Origin of the sequence: Paenibacillus sp. FSL R5-0345, from assembly GCF_000758585.1 — a bacterium.
GTDB lineage: Bacteria > Bacillota > Bacilli > Paenibacillales > Paenibacillaceae > Paenibacillus_AQ.
On record NZ_CP009281.1, the window covers coordinates 185,385 to 203,642 of the forward strand.

Consider the following 18,258-nt stretch of genomic DNA (forward strand, 5'->3'; position numbering starts at 1 on the left):
AAATGGAGTAACTAGTTTATGAACGGGGGAGAGCTATGAGCTATCAATACACTGCAATTGGCGATTCCTTGACGACTGGATTTGGCGCTCTGCCAGGTAACGGTTTTGTACCGGTGTACCGTAGAATGGCGGAAGGGAGACTGCGTTCTAATGTAGCCTCTACGAATTTGGGCGTGAATGGATTGACTACTTCTGAACTGGAACAGCGGCTACGGGGGAGTGCAATGACTCGCGAAGCCATTCGAGCAGCCGACATCATCACTCTATCCATCGGTGGCAACGATTTAATCCATGCTGCGAAGGCTGTAGCTAGACAACCTGAAAATTTATCTAAAGAGCTGCGAAGATCATTGCAAGAATGCAAACAAAATTTTGCTGCAATTATGAGTATCCTCTTCCAATTGAAGACGGGAACGCGTAGACCTTTTATCATTCGGATTGTGGGACTGTATAATCCTTATCCTCAGGTAGTGGGTGCTACAGAGTGGGTGCGGCAGTTTAACCGCTATGCCTCACAGTACAGTAGCCGAGTATGTGGGTTTGCTTCTATCTATAGTGAGTTTGCAGGAAATGAGAGAGGGCTATTATCGATTGACCACTTACATCCGAATGGCCGAGGCTACCGTGTGATTGCTGAGAAACTCGATGCGCTTGGATATGGCGGTTTGATTTAACTGAGATTCGTATGGAGTGGTGGTCTGAAAAGTAAAGAGGCTGTGCGCTAACCATCAAGTGGATAGGGCACAGCCTCTTTGCGTTGTTTTATAGCTTACACACCGCTAGGCAGTGTTTTCTCGATGACTTTATCAACGATACCGTAAGTTGCCGCGTCTGCAGCAGTCATGAAGTAATCACGATCTGTATCCTTCTCAATACGTTCTAGCGGTTGACCCGTACGTTCTGCAAGAATACGATTCAACTTATCACGCAATTTGAGGATACGGCGGGCACGGATTTCGATATCCGTTGCTTGACCTTGAGCACCACCCAGAGGTTGGTGAATCATGATCTCACTGTTAGGCAGTGCGAAGCGTTTGCCTTTAGCGCCAGCGTTAAGTAGGAATGCTCCCATGGAAGCTGCCATACCTACACAGATGGTGGAAACATCCGGTTTAATGTACTGCATTGTATCAAAAATAGCCATACCTGCAGTAATGGAACCGCCGGGGCTATTCACGTAAAGGTGAATGTCCTTATCCGGATCTTCGGCAGCCAAGAACAGCATTTGTGCGATGATAGAATTGGCTACCACGTCATTAACCTCCGTTCCAAGGAAAATGATGCGGTCCTTCAGCAGGCGGGAATAGATGTCATAAGCGCGCTCACCGCGGTTGCTCTGTTCTACTACCATAGGAATATAACTCACGTGGAAAACCTCCTTGATATTGGTTCTTCAAATGTATTCATTTTTACTCTTGCCGTATTACCCACATGATAAACAAATTCAAACAAAAAGTCAAAGAAAGTCAAACTTATATTCAAAAAAAAGAGCCGACACGCGGCTCTTTGGTTAAGTAGTAGTATAGGCACTACTAAATTATGTACAAAAGTGAAATTAATGGCGCGCCCGCCAAGAATCGAACTTGGATCTCAGGCTTCGGAGGCCTACGTCATATCCATTGGACCACGGGCGCAACAAAAATGATTATAATACAATTTCTTTGCAATTGCAATGAATTAATAATGCTGTGCACGGACTCTACCCCTTGTCTTCAAGGTGGACAAGCGTATATTGTCTTTCACTGAGCGATAGAATCTGGATTGTTAATTACAGGTTTTAGGAACCGTACCTCTTTCCCGATCTTATAAATGTATAAGAAGACAAGCGCTTGAGAATTCTACTCTCGGAAGACTTGCACTTCGAGCAATATTTGGTTAGAATATGAGTGGGACTTAAAAAGTTTACCCGGGACATTTTGAGACCATGAACAAGGGAATAGAGGAAGACGAAGTTGCAGGAGTGAAAGTATGCGTAATTTATTAGATATCCAAAAGCAGCTTCTGCCTGATCTCATGGAAACCCTTAAGAGACGGTACACGATTCTTCATCAGATCATGCTGTCCGATATAATTGGGCGCAGAACGCTTGCCGCTTCGCTTGATATGACTGAGCGGGTACTGCGTGCCGAGACGGATCTTCTGAAATCGCAAGGGCTCATTGAGATCGAGAGCGTTGGTATGCGCATTAGCGCTGCTGGACGTAGGCTGCTTGATTTGCTAGAGCCGGTCGTTAAGAGCCTGTTTGGTCTGGATGAGCTGGAAGAGAAAATTCGGGCAACGTATGGTCTGGATAAAGTTATTGTGGTGCCGGGTGATTGTGAGTCATCGCCATTCACCAAACGTGAACTCGGCCGAGCAGGTGCAAAAGCGCTGCTTAGTGTACTTCGTACAGATGATATTGTTGCTGTCACTGGTGGATCAACGCTTGCCGATATGGCTGATCAACTGACACCGCCGTTATCCCTTTCCTATAAGAACGCTTGGTTTGTTCCGGCGCGTGGTGGATTAGGAGAGAGTATGGAGATTCAAGCCAATACGATTGCCTCAACAATGGCAAAACGGGTAGGAGCGAATTACCGGTTGCTGCATGTACCTGATTTACTTAGTGGGGATGCCTACCAGTCACTAGCACTTGACTCTAATATTGGAGAGATTGTACAAATCATCCGCAGTTCGCGTATTATTGTACATGGGATTGGGGATGCCATTGAAATGACTCGCCGCCGCAAGCTGGATGAGGCAACTGTCTCAGAAATCCAGGGTGAGGGAGCCGTGGCTGAATCCTTTGGGTATTACTTTAACGAAGATGGTCAGGTTGTCCATACGATGCTTACGATGGGACTACGTCTAGAAGATATTGTTCGGACGGAGACAGTCATCGGTATTGCTGGAGGCAAACCAAAGGCCAAAGCCATTCATGCCATGCTGCGTTTCGGGCAGGAGAATATACTCGTCACCGACGAGGCTGCTGCTGTGGAAATCGGCAAGGAAATTGATAATCAGTTACAGATATCCTCGTAACTCACTAGAACATATATCTTGCATCATACTTAACATTGTTGTCATGACAGGCTTCACGGTCTGTTTTGAATAAATAAAACGAATTCTAGGAGGAACTATTCAATGAGTGTAAAAGTTGGAATTAACGGATTTGGACGTATTGGACGCCTTGCTTTCCGCCGTATTCAAAATGTAGAAGGTATCGAAGTGGTAGCAATCAACGACTTGACTGACGCTAAGATGCTTGCTCATTTGCTTAAATATGATACAACTCAAGGTAAATTCCAAGGTGATGTTGAAGTGCATGATGGCTTCTTCAAAGTCAATGGCAAAGAAGTTAAGGTTCTTGCTAACCGCAACCCTGAAGAATTGCCATGGGGCGACCTAGGCGTTGATATCGTACTTGAGTGCACAGGTTTCTTCACAACTAAAGAAGCAGCTGAAAAACACTTGAAAGGTGGAGCTAAGAAAGTAGTTATCTCCGCTCCAGCTACTGGCGACATGAAAACTGTCGTTTACAACGTTAACGATGACATTCTTGATGGTACTGAGACTGTTATTTCCGGCGCATCTTGCACAACGAACTGCCTAGCTCCAATGGCAAAAGTATTGAACGACAAGTTCGGTATCGTTGAAGGCTTGATGACTACAATTCACGCTTACACTGGTGACCAAAACACTTTGGATGCTCCACACGCTAAAGGTGACTTCAGACGCGCTCGTGCAGCAGCTGAGAACATCATTCCTAACACTACTGGTGCTGCTAAAGCAATCGGTCTTGTTATTCCAGAACTTAAAGGTAAATTGGATGGTGCGGCTCAACGTGTTCCAGTTGCAACTGGTTCCCTGACTGAGCTTGTAACTGTTCTTGATAAGAGCGTTACTGTTGAAGAAATCAACGCAGCAATGAAAGCAGCTTCCGATCCAGACACTTATGGTTACACTGAAGATGAAATCGTATCTTCCGATATCAAAGGTATGACTTTCGGATCCCTGTTCGATGCTACACAAACTAAAGTATTGACTGTTGGCGACAAACAACTCGTTAAGACTGTTGCTTGGTATGACAATGAAATGTCCTACACTGCACAATTGGTTCGTACTTTGGAGAAATTCGCTAAAATCGCTAAGTAATTGACTTGATATAAGTAACATCTATAGAGCGGAAACAGAAGTTCCTTGTTTCCGCTCTTTCTAAATGTATTTCTTGTTTCCTGCTAGAAACAACTTTGGGTGTGGAGGAATTAATCATGAACAAAAAGAGCGTCCGTGATGTAGAAGTAAAGGGTAAACGCGTATTTGTACGCGTGGATTTCAACGTACCTGTAGAAGACGGTAAGATTACTGATGATACTCGTATTCGCGAAACACTTCCAACCATTAAATATTTGATCGAGAACGGTGCAAAGATTATTCTCGCAAGTCACATGGGCCGTCCTAAAGGCCAATTCGTAGATTCCATGCGTTTGACTACTGCTGCTGAACGTCTGTCCGAGCTTCTCGGCAAACCAGTAGCTAAAGCTGATGAAGCTGTTGGCGATGCTGTAAAAGCAAAAATTGCTGAGCTAGGCGAAGGCGACGTACTTGTACTTGAGAACGTTCGTTTCTACCCAGGCGAAGAAAAGAACGATCCTGAATTGGCTAAACAATTTGCTGAATTGGCTGATTTGTTCGTCAATGATGCGTTTGGTGCGGCTCACCGTGCACATGCATCGACAGAAGGTATCGCTCATTTCCTACCAGCTGTATCCGGTCTTTTGATGGAGAAAGAATTGACCGTTCTTGGTAAAGCTCTTACTAACCCAGAACGTCCTTTCACTGCGATCATCGGTGGTTCGAAAGTTAAAGACAAGATTGATGTTATTGATAACTTGTTGTCTTTGGCTGATAACGTTCTGATCGGCGGTGGATTGTCTTATACATTCACTAAAGCTCAAGGCTTCGAAATTGGTAAGTCACTTGTAGACAACGACAAACTTGACGTTGCTCTTGGATTCATCGAAAAAGCTAAAGCACTTGGCAAAAACTTCATGCTTCCTGTTGATGTTGTTGTTGCTGATAAATTCGGTGCTGATGCTAACACTAAGATCGTTAATTACAATGAAATCCCAGAAGGTTGGGAAGGACTTGATATCGGACCTAAGACTCGTGAACTTTATGCCGATATTATCAAAAACTCCAAGCTGGTTGTCTGGAATGGACCTATGGGCGTATTCGAAATCGATAAATTCGCTGAAGGTACACTTGCAGTAGCAAAAGCTTGTGCAACAACTGAAGGTTACACTGTTATTGGCGGCGGAGATTCCGCAGCAGCAGCAGAAAAATTCCACCTGGCTGACCAAATGGATCACATCTCCACTGGTGGCGGTGCATCCCTTGAGTTCATGGAAGGCAAGGCGCTTCCTGGCGTAGAAGCACTGAACGACAAGTAAGACGTATAGAAGGAGGCAATTTAATTCATGAGAACACCAATTATTGCGGGTAACTGGAAGATGTTCAAAACAGTTCCTGAAGCAGAAAGCTTTATTGCTGACATCAAAGGCAAAGCAGAAGTAGAAGGCGTTGAGACTGTAATCTGCGCTCCATTTACTAACCTGCCTGCACTTGTAGCAGCTGCAAAAGGTACAGACATCAAGATTGGCGCACAGAACCTGCACTTTGAAGATAACGGTGCTTACACAGGAGAAATCAGTGGTGTAATGCTTAGCGATCTTGGCGTAGACTATGTAATCATTGGTCACTCAGAGCGTCGTGCTTATTTTGGCGAAACAGATGAAATCGTGAATAAGAAAATGCATGCTGCATTCCGTCACGGTATCACTCCAATCGTATGTGTTGGCGAAAAGCTCGAAGAGCGTGAAGCTGATCAAACGAAAGCTGTATGTAAAGTACAAACTGAAGCTGCATTCCAAGGCCTTAGTGCTGAGCAAGCAGCAAAAGTTGTCATTGCATACGAACCTATCTGGGCTATTGGCACAGGTAAATCTTCCACTTCCCAAGATGCTAACGAAGTTATTGCGTACATCCGCAGTCTTGTAAAAGATCTGTATGATGTTGCAACAGCTGAAGCTGTTCGTATTCAATACGGCGGCAGCGTGAAGCCTGAGAATGTAACTGAGTACATGGGCCAAAGCGACATCGATGGTGCGCTTGTTGGCGGTGCCAGCTTGCAGCCTGCTTCCTTCGTTCAATTGGTTGAGGGGGCGAAGTAAGATGTCAGCTCCAAGACCTGTAGCTTTGATCATCATGGATGGTTTCGGTTTGCGTGGAACATCTGAAGGTAATGCCGTTGCTCAAGCTAACAAACCTAACTATGACCGTTACTTGAAACAATATCCTAATACTACCCTTACTGCTTGTGGTGAAGCTGTTGGTCTTCCAGAAGGCCAAATGGGCAACTCTGAAGTAGGGCACTTAAATATTGGTGCAGGACGGATTGTATACCAGGATTTGACTCGTATTGATAAATCGATCCGTGAGGGCGAATTCTTCGATAATGAAACACTGGTAGCCGCAGTTAGAAATGCTAAGAACACAGGTAAAAAGCTTCATCTTTACGCGCTTGTATCCGACGGAGGGGTACATAGCCACATTAACCACCTGTTTGCTATGCTTGACCTGGCTAAGAAAGAAGATATGCACGAAGTGTATATCCATGCTTTCATGGATGGCCGTGATGTACCTCCAGATAGTGGTAAGAAGTTTGTCCAAGATCTGGTGGCTAAGATTGAAGAAGTTGGAGTAGGTACAATTGCAACGGTATCCGGACGTTATTACGCCATGGACCGTGACAAACGTTGGGATCGTGTAGAAAAAGCCTATCGTGCTATGGTTTATGGCGAAGGCCCTAAATACACGGATGCTCTGCAAGCTATCACTGCTTCTTATTCAAATTCCGTGTTCGACGAATTCGTTGAACCTAGCGTGATTGTAGACAGTGAAGGCAAGCCGGTAACGGCAGTAGAGAGCGGCGATTCCGTCGTGTTCCTCAACTTCCGCCCTGACCGTGCTATTCAGTTGTCACAAGTGTTCACGAATCAAGATTTCCGCGGTTTCGACCGGGGTCCGTTGTTCCCACAAGACTTGCACTTCGTATGCCTGACTACTTTCAGCGAAACGGTACAAGGTTATGTAGCCTATTCACCGAAGAACCTGGATAACACATTGGGTGAAGTACTTGTGCAACACAACAAGAAGCAACTGCGCATCGCGGAAACTGAGAAGTATCCGCACGTAACGTTCTTCTTCAGTGGTGGACGTGATGAGGAACTTCCAGGAGAAACTCGTATCTTGATCAACTCTCCTAAAGTAGCAACCTATGATCTTCAACCTGAGATGAGTGCTTACGAAGTGGCTGCAGCCTGCGTAGCAGAAATCGAAGCGGAAAGACAGGATGCTATTATCCTTAACTTTGCAAACCCTGATATGGTTGGACACTCCGGTATGCTGGAGCCAACAATCAAGGCTGTAGAGGTAACGGATGAGTGTGTAGGTAAAGTAGTGGACGCAGTAGTTGCCAAGGGTGGCGTTGCGATCATTATCGCCGATCACGGTAATGCAGACATGGTATTTGATGAGAACGGTCGTCCGTTCACAGCTCATACCACTAACCCGGTTCCGTTCATCCTTACGGATGAAAATGTTGTATTGCGCGATCGCGGTATCCTTGCTGATGTAGCACCAACCATTCTGGATCTGATGGGAATTCCGCAACCTGCGGAAATGACTGGTCAATCTATGATCGCTAGTCGCAAATAAGGAAACAATACCTGAGATTAAGCTTCAACAATTAAAACCAAAACATTGTTTAAAGGAGATTAACTAAAATGACTATTATTTCTGATGTTTATGCTCGCGAAGTCCTTGACTCCCGTGGTAACCCTACTGTAGAGGTTGACGTTTATCTTGAATCCGGTGCTAAAGGCCGCGCTATCGTTCCTTCCGGCGCTTCCACTGGCGCTCATGAAGCTGTAGAGCTTCGTGATGGCGACAAATCCCGTTACATGGGTAAAGGCGTTCTGAAAGCTGTTGAGAACGTAAATGAAATCATCGCTCCAGAAGTTATCGGTATGGACGCTCTTGACCAAGTGGGCATCGACAAATTGATGATCACTTTGGACGGAACTCATAACAAAGGTAAATTGGGCGCTAACGCGATCCTAGCTGTATCCATGGCCGTAGCTCGCGCAGCTGCAGCAGCTTTGGATATTCCTTTGTACGTATACCTGGGCGGATTCAACGCTAAGACTCTTCCAGTACCAATGATGAACATCATCAATGGTGGTGAGCATGCGGACAACAACATCGATGTTCAAGAGTTCATGGTTCTTCCTGTAGGAGCTCCAAGCTTTAAAGAAGCTCTTCGTACAGGTGCTGAAATCTTCCACAACTTGAAATCCGTACTTCAATCCAAAGGCCTGAACACAGCTGTAGGTGACGAAGGTGGTTTCGCACCGAACCTTGGTTCGAATGAAGAAGCAATCACTACAATTATCGAAGCTATCGAAAAAGCTGGTTACAAACCAGGTGTTGACGTATTCTTGGGTATGGACGTTGCTTCCACTGAGTTCTACAAAGACGGTAAATACACCCTTGCTGGCGAAGGTAAATCTTACACTTCCGCTGAGTATGTTGACCTTCTTGCTTCATGGGTTGAAAAATATCCTATCATCACAATCGAAGACGGTATGTCCGAAGACGACTGGGATGGTTGGAAATTGCTTACTGAAAAATTGGGAGACAAAGTTCAATTGGTTGGTGACGACTTGTTCGTTACAAACACTGAGCGTCTTGCAACAGGTATCGAAAAAGGTATCGGTAACTCCATCTTGGTTAAGGTTAACCAAATTGGTACATTGACTGAAACTTTCGATGCTATCGAAATGGCTAAACGTGCTGGTTACACAGCAGTTATCTCTCACCGTTCCGGTGAATCCGAAGATAGCACAATCGCTGACATCGCTGTTGCGACTAATGCTGGTCAAATCAAAACTGGTGCTCCTTCCCGTACAGACCGTGTTGCTAAATACAACCAATTGCTTCGCATCGAAGACGAGTTGGGTGAATTGGCTCAATACAACGGCCTGAAATCCTTCTACAACCTTAAAAGATAATCTGCTTTTATAGCAGAGTACGAAGACCCGCCTTTATGGCGGGTCTTTTTTGTACTCAAAGAGACGCAGACGCTATGTAATTCCTTATCTTACAAGAAAAGCTACGACTTAACAGTCTAGGCGGTTGTATTACCGACAACGCTATGATAAAATAAGAATACTGTTTATGTATCGTGATAACCTCAATTACCATAGATAGTGATGCTTAGGCGTAGGAGGTGGAAGTGAATGGATATCTTTTTGAAAGTTGTGCTCCTGATTTTTTCCGTCGGTCTTATTGCGGTCGTTCTTCTGCAAAAGGGGAAAAGCGCGGGTCTTTCCGGTGCCATCTCCGGCGGTGCTGAGCATCTCTTTGGTAAAACAAAAGCTCGGGGTATGGAACTCGTACTACAACGTGTAACTGTTGGACTTGCTGCAGGATTCTTCATTATGGCGATTCTAGCTGCTGTTTTCATTGACTAAAGTACCTACAGTAAGCCCTCGCTCTGTTCTGAATGGAATGGAGCGAAGGCTTTTTTGTTATAATTAAAAGGGGATAAGCACCTGTAGGTGCTTTTCTTTGCATAAAGGAAGAATAAGATTCGGTAAGGTAGAGGCCTAATAAATAGACTATCTTCTTAGTTGTGACTGAAATTTTGTACTGCGTTTACCTTTGGATGACAGTAACAGGGATGCGCAGGATTGATTTCGTGTATACTAGGGTATGAAGTAGGTAAAGGTAAATTTTACTTGGCATTACTACAGAGCAGGACAAGACATACATATTTGCCAGCGGCTTGGAGCCGCGGAGGGCTGGGGTGACGAACATGATAACACAAGAAATATTACTCGATTTCATGCGGGAAACTGCATATAAACCAATGACTTATGAAGAGCTGGTGAGCCATTTTGCTCTAGAAGATAGCACAGGGTTTAAAAAGTTCGAGGAACTACTAATTGAATTAGAGCAGGACGGAAGAATTGTATTAACTCGTAATGCACGTTATGGCGTGCCGGAACGAATGGATTTACTGCGAGGCCGGTTACAAGCTCATGCGAAAGGCTTCGCTTTTTTGATCCCGGATGATCGTGATCATCCTGACGTGTACATCCATGCGAATGATCTAAAGGGAGCTATGAATGGCGATATCGTTTTGATCCGTATTACCTCTAAAAGTCCGTCCGGCGGACGTATGGAAGGTGAAGTTGAACGTATTGTAAAACGTGGCGTATTGCAAACGGTCGGCGTATTTCAAAATCTAGAGACCTATGGTTTTGTGCTGCCTGATGATAAACGGATTAACCGTGATATTTTTATTCCTAAGCAATCCTTCATGGGGGCGGTAGACGGGCAAAAGGTCGTTGTGCGCATCGTGAATTATCCAGAAGGACGATCAGCAGCAGAAGGTGAAATTATTGAGATTCTCGGACATAAGGATGATCCGGGAGTCGATATTCTATCTATCATCCGTAAGCATCAGCTACCAGAGGCATTTCCGGCTGAAGTGATGTACGAAGCGGACAATGCTCCGGATTCAATCACAGAAGAGGAAATTGCTGAGCAGGGACGGCGCGACTTGCGCGGACTAAACATTGTCACGATTGATGGCGAAGATGCTAAGGACTTGGATGATGCCGTTAATGTTCAGCGATTGGAGAACGGGAATTACAAGCTAGGCGTGCATATTGCGGATGTAGGTTATTACGTGCGTGAGAGCTCTGAACTTGATAAAGAAGCTTACGATCGGGGCTGTAGCGTGTATTTGGTGGATCGGGTTATTCCGATGCTTCCTCACCGTTTGTCTAACGGGATTTGTAGCTTGAACCCACAGGTTGACCGCTTAACAATGTCCTGCGAGATGGAATTTAACGAACAAATGAAGGTTGTGAAGCACGATGTCTTTACCAGTGTGATTCGCACCAAAGAAAGAATGACTTATTCTAATGTTCGTAAAATTTTGGAGGATGAAGATCCAGAATTGCTGGAGCGTTATAGTCCATTAATTGATGATTTCCGTCTCATGAAAGAACTAGCGATGAAGCTGCGCGATGCGCGGATGCGGCGGGGCGCGGTTGATTTTGATTTCGAAGAGAGCAAAATCATTGTGGATGAGAACGGCAAGGCTGTAGATATTGTGAAGCGTGAGCGTTCTGTAGCGGAGCAGATTATCGAGGAATTTATGCTTGCTGCGAATGAAACGGTCGCTGAGCATTTCCACTGGCTGAAGGTTCCGTTCCTTTACCGGATTCACGAAGATCCAGATCCAGAGAAGCTGCAGAATTTTATGGCTTTTGCGGCTAATTTCGGATATCACGTGAAGGGACGTGGCAATTCGGTTCATCCACGTGCTTTGCAGGATCTGTTGGAGCAAATCCAAGGAACTAAAGAACAGACTGTTATTAGCACAATGATGCTGCGTTCCATGAAGCAGGCGAAATATGATGCAGAGAGCACAGGCCATTTCGGACTCGCTGCAGAATACTATTCTCACTTTACTTCTCCAATTCGCCGGTACCCCGATCTGGTTATTCACCGCGTAATGCGTGAAGTGATTGAGAATGGAGGGGCGCTGAGCCAGAAACGACATGATTATTTGGCCGGCCGGATGCCTGACATTGCTCAGCAGTCCTCGGAACGTGAGCGTGTGGCGGTAGAGGCTGAACGTGATACAGAGCAGCTGAAGAAAGCTGAATACATGCAAGATAAAGTAGGCGAGGAATTCGAGGCTATGGTCAGCAGTGTGACCAGCTTCGGAATGTTCATCGAGCTGGACAACACCGTCGAAGGACTCATTCGTCTCAGTGCAATGAGCGATGATTATTATCACTTCGACGAGGCGCATATGGCGCTCATTGGCGAGCGCACATCACGGGTGTTCCGTATTGGCGACGAGGTGAAGATTCGAGTCGCCAAGGTAAATATGGATGACCACACGATCGATTTCGAGTTGGTCGACATGAAACCGCGCGCGCCAGGCGAGCATCGCAGCGGTGGTTTTGGAGGCAGCCGCGGTGGCAAAGGCGGCCGTTCAGGTGGCGGCGGCTTCGGCAAGCCAGCCGCTGGGGGTAAAGCCGGCGGCGGCAAGGGCCGCGGCGGTAAAGGCAAGCCCGGCGCTGCTGTAGGCGCGGGCAAGGGCAAGCCGGGCGCAGGTGTGCGCGCCGGCGAAGGGCCGCGCGAAGCGGCCGGTGCTGTTGCACCGGGCGGACGCGGAAAGCGGAAGCGCGGGCGTGATGCCGGCGAGGATGCGAGCCGGGGTGTTGCGGCGCCGGGCGGAAGCACCGGCGCAGAGCGCGGGGGCGAAGCCGGCGGCAACGCAGGCGCACCGCGTGAGCGCAGCGGCGGTCGAGGCCGCGGTGGGGACAACGGCGGTGCCGGTGGTGGACGCGGCATCAGCTTCGGCTTTGGCTCCGGCAAAGGCGGATACGGCGCTCCTGCGTCCGAGTCTTCCGGCGGCGAAGTTCGCGGCCTGGACGGCAGCACGAAGTTCCGCAGCCGCGAGGACCGCGGCGGTAACTTTGGCGGTGGAGAAGGTCGTAACGGCGCTCCAACAGGTAAAGGTCGCCGGAAAAAGAAGAACAAAAGCGGTGTGTTCATCGGTCAGTCCGTGACACCGGGCAACGTTCAGACGTCTGAACAAGCCACTTCTAAACGTAGTGACACTACGGGCAGCACTCCAGACGGAGCTCCTCGTAAGAGAAAGAAGAAATAAATAACGTTTATGGGCTACGTCTCGTAGCTCTATGACGCAAGATTAAGCACCGCCCCTTTGCTTGAAGTGCACCCCTTAGAATAGACATTGGAAAAAACCCCTGGTTTATCCGATGAAATTCTAGGGGGTGCATTTTTATGGCGATTAAAGGACAGAAGTTTAAAAATTACTCAGATGAGATTAAAAAAGAGGCCATTCGTTTACATGTGGAGGAAAGATGGACTTATCGGAAAATTACGGAGCATTTTGAGATACAAGATCAAGGACGGGTAAAGAGATGGATGAAGAAATACCGAGAGCTAGGGGAATTTGGGCTACTAGATCAACGGGGGCGTCGTATTGAATATATCGATCAAGATAGGTATGTTCAAAAGCTCAAACGGGAAAATGAAATGCTAAAAAAGTGTTTGGAAATCTGGATGCAGGAGGTGAAACGCACAAATATAGAGTCATTGAGAACGCTGCAAAAGAGTATGCCGTTAGCAACCTGTGTAAACTCTTTAGGGTCTCTAGAAGTGGATACTACGCTTTCCTGAAGCGCAAAGGAACAGATCGGGATCAGGAAGCAAAGGCGCTCATTCAGAAGGTCTATGAAAGGTATGAAGGAGTCTACGGTTATCGCCAAATTCAATTGTTCTTGCTACAAGACCACGGGGTTTGGATGAATCATAAGAAGGTACTCAGAATTATGCAGGATTTAGGCATTCGTTCGAGGATCCGCCGAAAACATCGTTGTAATTATGCTACTTCTGAAGGAGACCGTGTGGCGAAAAATATTTTGAAACGGGATTTCAAAGCGGATGCTCCCAACCAAAAATGGGTGACAGACATTACGCAATATCGTGTAGGCGAAAAGTGGCTCTATCTTTCTGCGATTAAAGATTTATTCAATAACGAAATTATCGCTTATCAAATGAGCGCTAGGAACGACAACGAACTGGTTCTCCGGACCTTTGAGCAGGCGTGGAGTCAGCAAAAAGACGTGACTGGACTGATCGTTCACAGCGATCAGGGATTCCAATACACGTCTCATGCATACCACGACATGCTGCCAAAGGTTGGGGCCCGAATCAGCATGTCTCGCCGAGGCAATTGTTATGACAACGCCTCTATGGAGAGCTTCTTCTCGCATCTCAAAACGGAAGGACTCTATCCTTATGATATCCGAAATATGGATGAGGCACAAAGGAAAATTGAAGATTACATTCGATTTTATAACCAACATCGGCCACAACGAAGGTTAAATAAGCTGCCTCCGGTAGAGTACCGGAAACAGCTTATTGCCTAGGGTCTTTTTTCAGTGTCTATAAAATGGGGGCTTGACCAGCTGGGGGCGGTGCTTTTTTAATTGTTTTCTGCAGCTCGGCTAAAGTGTAAAATTATCGTTTCTGAACGAGAATATTGGTTGCCACAAGTTTGTTGAGTAATAGTTAGAAGAAGCTTTGTACTAACGTCGTTTTTGCAACTATGACACTTGGATTGGAGCAAAGTAACTAGTGTTATCACGATGCTTATTTTTAATTGCATAATGTGCGGTTAAAATACTGGCGTTTCAGTAAAGAATGAGGTTAATTGCACTTTGTACATCTAAATTGGATCAGTACCTTCAAAACGGCATGACTTCGAGTTTTTAACTGCAGAAAGTACAACTAAACAACCATCAAGCGTCTAAATATATTAAATAGATGTATAAAGTGCATTTATGTAGCTTAATTAGCTTTAGCGTCCGAGGGAGAGAGTGAATAAAAAAGGGTATGAGTTAATTGGGATGTGTGAATATAGGAACATAAATATATTTTTATAAACAAATGTAATTAAAGTTAATTAATGGGTAAACTTACTGACAACTAGTTGTCAAAATGACTCAGAAAGGATTACCTGATCCTTTCTTGCGCACAATCGATTCCATTTGTTACAATATAGATCAGACGTTCGATGACTATGTCGTTTAAGATTAGAGAGACATGGTTACTTTAACTTATGAATATGATTCAAGGAGTGATTCTCATGGGTAAAAAAGCAGACGGGAAAGTACTTGCCCAGAACAAAAAAGCTTCCCATGATTATTTTATCGAGGATACTTATGAAGCTGGCTTGGTGCTGACAGGTACAGAGATCAAGTCGCTGCGTAATGGCCGCGCTAATATTGGAGATGCTTTTGCTACGATCCGTAACGGTGAGATTCACATTCACAACATGCATATCAGCCCTTTTGAACAAGGTAATCGTGCTAACCCTACTGACCCGACGCGTACTCGTAAATTGCTGATGCATAAAGAGCAAATTCATAAACTGCTGGGCTTGTCCAAGCGAGATGGATTTACGATTGTGCCACTTAAGGTTTATGTGCGAAATGGTTATGCGAAGCTGTTGATTGGTCTTGGTAAAGGTAAGAAAGAGTACGATAAACGTGACTCTGCTGCTAAGCGTGATGCTCAGCGTGATATCCAGCGTGTATTGCGTGAGAAGCAAAAGATCGCCAGATAATCTAGGAAGAATAGACGATTCAAATGAGTACCAGTTTCCACCTTCAATTCCTTTAACCCACGTGTTAAAGTATTGATAAATGTGATATACTGAATAAGTAAGATTATTGCTTCGTTACGACTTCTTGAAGAAGAAGCTGTGGATTGGATCTCTCTTGCTTGGAAGATCCGCTTGATCCGAAGCGCCCTTTATAATGAGGGGCCGTTCTTGGATTCGACGGGGGTAGTTCGAGCATGAGTAGCGAGTAGTGGGGACGCGTCCGCTTCATCAACGCTAAAGCCTATTAAACGGCAAACAACAAAACAACTACGCTTTCGCAGCCTAAGAAACTGCGCGCGTGCTTCTACCCTGCATCGCCCATGTGACAGGGATAGGGGCTAACAAGTAGTGGGATACGCCGTCTGGTCTCCGCCTGGGGTCAACGGAAGAAGATAATCAGGCTGACCCAACGTATAGCCGGTTACGGGGCGATACTCGGGTGACATCAAAACTGTGACTACACTCGTAGAAGCTTATGTGCCGTTATCTTCGGACAGGGGTTCGACTCCCCTCGGCTCCATAAGAAAAACCCGCTAAATAGCGGGTTTTTTGCTGTTTAGTGTTTGAATTGTATACTGAATGTAGACAAGGAATTGTGGGGAACTAAATGTGTTCATTATTGTAGACATGCTGTTTATATCTAAAATTAGATCATTCACTTTGAAGTTAATAATTAGTGGCACATTTAATAAGCATCAAAAGCAAAACATTCGGAGGAATTACTATCATGAGTTTTACTATTGATTATGTTAAAAATAAAAACAGAATTATTGTAACATCGGACGGTATGGAAGTTGAGGATGCCCTTGCGTACGCGGAACAATTTCCGAGAGTACTGAAGAAAACTAAGCGAGGGTTTACAGGTATGACTGTAATTACTGGAGGCTTGGTATTCAAGCAAGAAGTGATGGCAATTCTTGCTCCAACTGGTGAAGATGCTGTGAAAGCCGGGATCTCTACAAAACACAAATGGGTGTATGTTGCGCCTACCGCGTTCTACAAAACGCAAATGCATCGTATGTTTAAAGATATTGCAAACTTGTACGAATCGATAGAAGAAGCTGAAGCGTATCTTGATTCCGCAGGCAATTAGCAACTTCTTAAAAATTAAAAACCTTTATGTAAACCTTCTGGCTGGTTAGAATGCTTCTAGGGTGACTTCAAAACTGTGACTACACTCGTAAAAGCTTATGTGGCGTTATCTTTGGACAGGGGTTTAACTCTCTCGGCTCCATATGGAGTATTAGTGAAGACACCTTAAAGGGTGTCTTTTTTATGTTTTCAGAGTATGATCTGGACTATGCATGACGGTTCAAAGAAACTGAGTATCTTGCTAGGTCCAGTATCTTTCGTATATGGAACTAAAATTGCAGTGTAGAAGAAGTGCTTGTCCCGTAATTAAAGATGATCAGCTCTGGAATTGCTATTCATTCAGTCTTAGAATTGTGAAAGTTGTGAAGACCAAAAAAAATTAAGGTTCTATATAGGGATAAAAAAGGCAAACATAGGATGGGATGAGTTAATAAGTAGATATAAATGAAAACCAGTACACTTATGCTATAATTTAATAAAGTGTTTCTGTGCTTTTAGAAAATCGGATAAAGGATGCAATGACCAACCATGTATGAGAATCAGACTTCTATGCACCACAAGCTGTTTATTATCGGCGCAGGTGCTGCCGGACTAATGGCCGCTGTTACTGCGTGTGATATGGGTATCGATACTGCCATTCTGGAGAGTAACGACCGGATTGGAAAGAAGATATTAATGACAGGTGATGGCCGCTGTAACATTACAAATGAATCCACTGCAACGGGTACAGATGAAGCAATCGCTTTATCGCGCAAGTATCACAGTAATCAGGCCGGATTTCCACTTGCGGTATTGCAGCAATTTGGCATCCGTCAGACCATAGATTTTTTCTCCTTTCTCGGGCTTCCGCTTACAAGATTGAAGGAGGGCTTGATGTATCCGATGTCGCTGCAGGCAGCAGCGGTACTGGATATTTTCCAGCTAGCGCTGGAGGATCGGAATGTTCCGGTGTACCTCAATAACAAAGTGTTGGATGTTACTGTTTCGAAGAATCATCCGCGCTTCAAGATAAAATGCCAAACGGAGACAGAGGAGGAGGTTGTTTATACTAGCGACTATCTACTTATATCTGCGGGTGGCCTTGCCGGTCCAAATGCGGGAAAAGAACCTCCTGGGTATACACTTGCCGAACGTCTGGGACACACCCTGATTAAGCCTTTACCGGCCATTGTGCAATTGAAGCTGCAATATCCGAATATGAGGGCACTGTCCACTATCAAATCTCAGGGACAAGCTCATATCATTGTGAACGGTAAAGTCATCTGCAGTGAACAGGGTGAAATTGCCTTCACGGATTATGGTATTACCGGCCCGCCAATTCTTCAGCTAAGCAGGAAGGCTGCGTATCATCTTGCAAGAGGAGAACAGGTAACATTGTCGGTTGATCTGATGCCGGGCCGCACGGAGGAAGAGTTAGTTGAGTTTTTAGAAAGGCTCTGGGAGACCTTTGGACACCGGACTGTGGCGGATTGCCTTGTTGGCATCTTCAATAAGAAGCTTGTTTCTGTCCTACTAAAAGAGACTGGCTTAGATCAACAGCCAGAGTTGCTTTGCCAGGATCTATCGATGAAAACCAAGGGGAAATTTTATCGAATCTTGAAGCGTTGGGAATTTAAAGTGACGGATACCAATGGCTTTACGAATGCGCAAGTGACAGCAGGCGGCATTGATACGTCGGAACTCATCGAAGGAACGCTGGAATCCAAGCTGGTGCCTGGGCTGTATTTGGCTGGCGAAGTAATGGATGTGGACGGAGATTTCGGCGGCTATAACCTGCAATGGGCCTGGAGTTCCGGATATGTGGCCGCCATGGCGCTAGCTAAGTCAATTCAATAAAT

At 45.5% G+C, this 18,258-nt stretch carries 15 protein-coding genes, 1 tRNA gene and 1 other RNA gene; 15 read left to right on the plus strand and 2 right to left on the minus strand.

What is annotated here, in order from left to right:
* Positions 1-35 precede the first annotated feature (35 nt).
* The gene (locus R50345_RS00915; RefSeq protein ID WP_042123313.1) at positions 36-674 is read left to right on the plus strand and encodes a GDSL-type esterase/lipase family protein; all 639 of its coding nucleotides are present in this window, start codon (positions 36-38) and stop codon (positions 672-674) included.
* Positions 675-769: 95 nt separating this feature from the next.
* Here the strand turns inward: R50345_RS00915 and clpP are convergent, their stop codons facing one another.
* Both clpP and R50345_RS00930 read right to left on the minus strand, forming a co-directional pair.
* Positions 770-1,366, minus strand: a complete 597-nt coding sequence (clpP, locus tag R50345_RS00920) for an ATP-dependent Clp endopeptidase proteolytic subunit ClpP (protein WP_042123316.1) — start codon at positions 1,364-1,366, stop codon at positions 770-772.
* Between the two features lie 193 nt (positions 1,367-1,559).
* Positions 1,560-1,634: transfer RNA gene (locus R50345_RS00930), tRNA-Arg, on the minus strand.
* A gap of 334 nt (positions 1,635-1,968) precedes the next feature.
* On the opposite strand from R50345_RS00930, the gene R50345_RS00935 reads away from it, so the two are divergent.
* The 14 genes from R50345_RS00935 (at position 1,969) to R50345_RS00995 (ending at position 18,256) form a co-directional block, all read left to right on the plus strand.
* Complete coding sequence (locus R50345_RS00935; RefSeq protein WP_042123320.1) at positions 1,969-3,021, plus strand: sugar-binding transcriptional regulator; 1,053 nt, start codon at positions 1,969-1,971, stop codon at positions 3,019-3,021.
* A 102-nt stretch (positions 3,022-3,123) separates the two neighbouring features.
* Complete coding sequence (gene gap / locus R50345_RS00940; protein ID WP_036687120.1) at positions 3,124-4,134, plus strand: type I glyceraldehyde-3-phosphate dehydrogenase; 1,011 nt, start codon at positions 3,124-3,126, stop codon at positions 4,132-4,134.
* A gap of 116 nt (positions 4,135-4,250) precedes the next feature.
* Entirely contained in the window at positions 4,251-5,432 is a 1,182-nt protein-coding gene (locus R50345_RS00945; RefSeq protein WP_042123322.1) for a phosphoglycerate kinase, read from the plus strand.
* 27 nt (positions 5,433-5,459) lie between these two features.
* Positions 5,460-6,212 (plus strand): triose-phosphate isomerase, encoded by a 753-nt coding sequence (tpiA, locus tag R50345_RS00950; protein WP_042123325.1) that lies wholly within the window; start codon positions 5,460-5,462, stop codon positions 6,210-6,212.
* 1 nt (position 6,213) lies between these two features.
* Complete coding sequence (gene gpmI, locus R50345_RS00955; protein WP_042123328.1) at positions 6,214-7,758, plus strand: 2,3-bisphosphoglycerate-independent phosphoglycerate mutase; 1,545 nt, start codon at positions 6,214-6,216, stop codon at positions 7,756-7,758.
* A gap of 68 nt (positions 7,759-7,826) precedes the next feature.
* Positions 7,827-9,113, plus strand: coding sequence for a phosphopyruvate hydratase (gene eno / locus R50345_RS00960; RefSeq protein WP_042123330.1), 1,287 nt, complete (start codon positions 7,827-7,829; stop codon positions 9,111-9,113).
* 228 nt (positions 9,114-9,341) lie between these two features.
* Positions 9,342-9,575: a preprotein translocase subunit SecG gene (gene secG / locus R50345_RS00965; RefSeq protein ID WP_042123332.1), complete on the plus strand. Its 234-nt coding sequence runs from the start codon at positions 9,342-9,344 to the stop codon at positions 9,573-9,575.
* A 344-nt stretch (positions 9,576-9,919) separates the two neighbouring features.
* Positions 9,920-12,802 carry a ribonuclease R gene (rnr, locus tag R50345_RS00970; protein WP_042131753.1) on the plus strand — a complete coding sequence of 961 codons (2,883 nt, stop codon included), beginning with the start codon at positions 9,920-9,922 and terminating at the stop codon, positions 12,800-12,802.
* A gap of 137 nt (positions 12,803-12,939) precedes the next feature.
* Positions 12,940-13,338 carry a helix-turn-helix domain-containing protein gene (locus tag R50345_RS31775; RefSeq protein WP_042123336.1) on the plus strand — a complete coding sequence of 133 codons (399 nt, stop codon included), beginning with the start codon at positions 12,940-12,942 and terminating at the stop codon, positions 13,336-13,338.
* Positions 13,290-14,090, plus strand: a complete 801-nt coding sequence (locus R50345_RS00980; protein ID WP_231574208.1) for an IS3 family transposase — start codon at positions 13,290-13,292, stop codon at positions 14,088-14,090. Before R50345_RS31775 ends, R50345_RS00980 begins: the two co-directional genes overlap by 49 nt.
* Before the next feature lie 719 nt (positions 14,091-14,809).
* Complete coding sequence (smpB, locus tag R50345_RS00985) at positions 14,810-15,289, plus strand: SsrA-binding protein SmpB (RefSeq protein WP_042123338.1); 480 nt, start codon at positions 14,810-14,812, stop codon at positions 15,287-15,289.
* Positions 15,290-15,486: 197 nt separating this feature from the next.
* Positions 15,487-15,851: a transfer-messenger RNA gene (gene ssrA, locus R50345_RS30600) on the plus strand.
* A 204-nt stretch (positions 15,852-16,055) separates the two neighbouring features.
* On the plus strand, positions 16,056-16,421 hold the full coding sequence (locus R50345_RS00990; protein ID WP_042123340.1) for a hypothetical protein: 366 nt from the start codon (positions 16,056-16,058) through the stop codon (positions 16,419-16,421).
* A gap of 527 nt (positions 16,422-16,948) precedes the next feature.
* Entirely contained in the window at positions 16,949-18,256 is a 1,308-nt protein-coding gene (locus R50345_RS00995) for an aminoacetone oxidase family FAD-binding enzyme (RefSeq protein WP_052414411.1), read from the plus strand.
* The last annotated feature ends 2 nt before the right edge of the window (positions 18,257-18,258 follow it).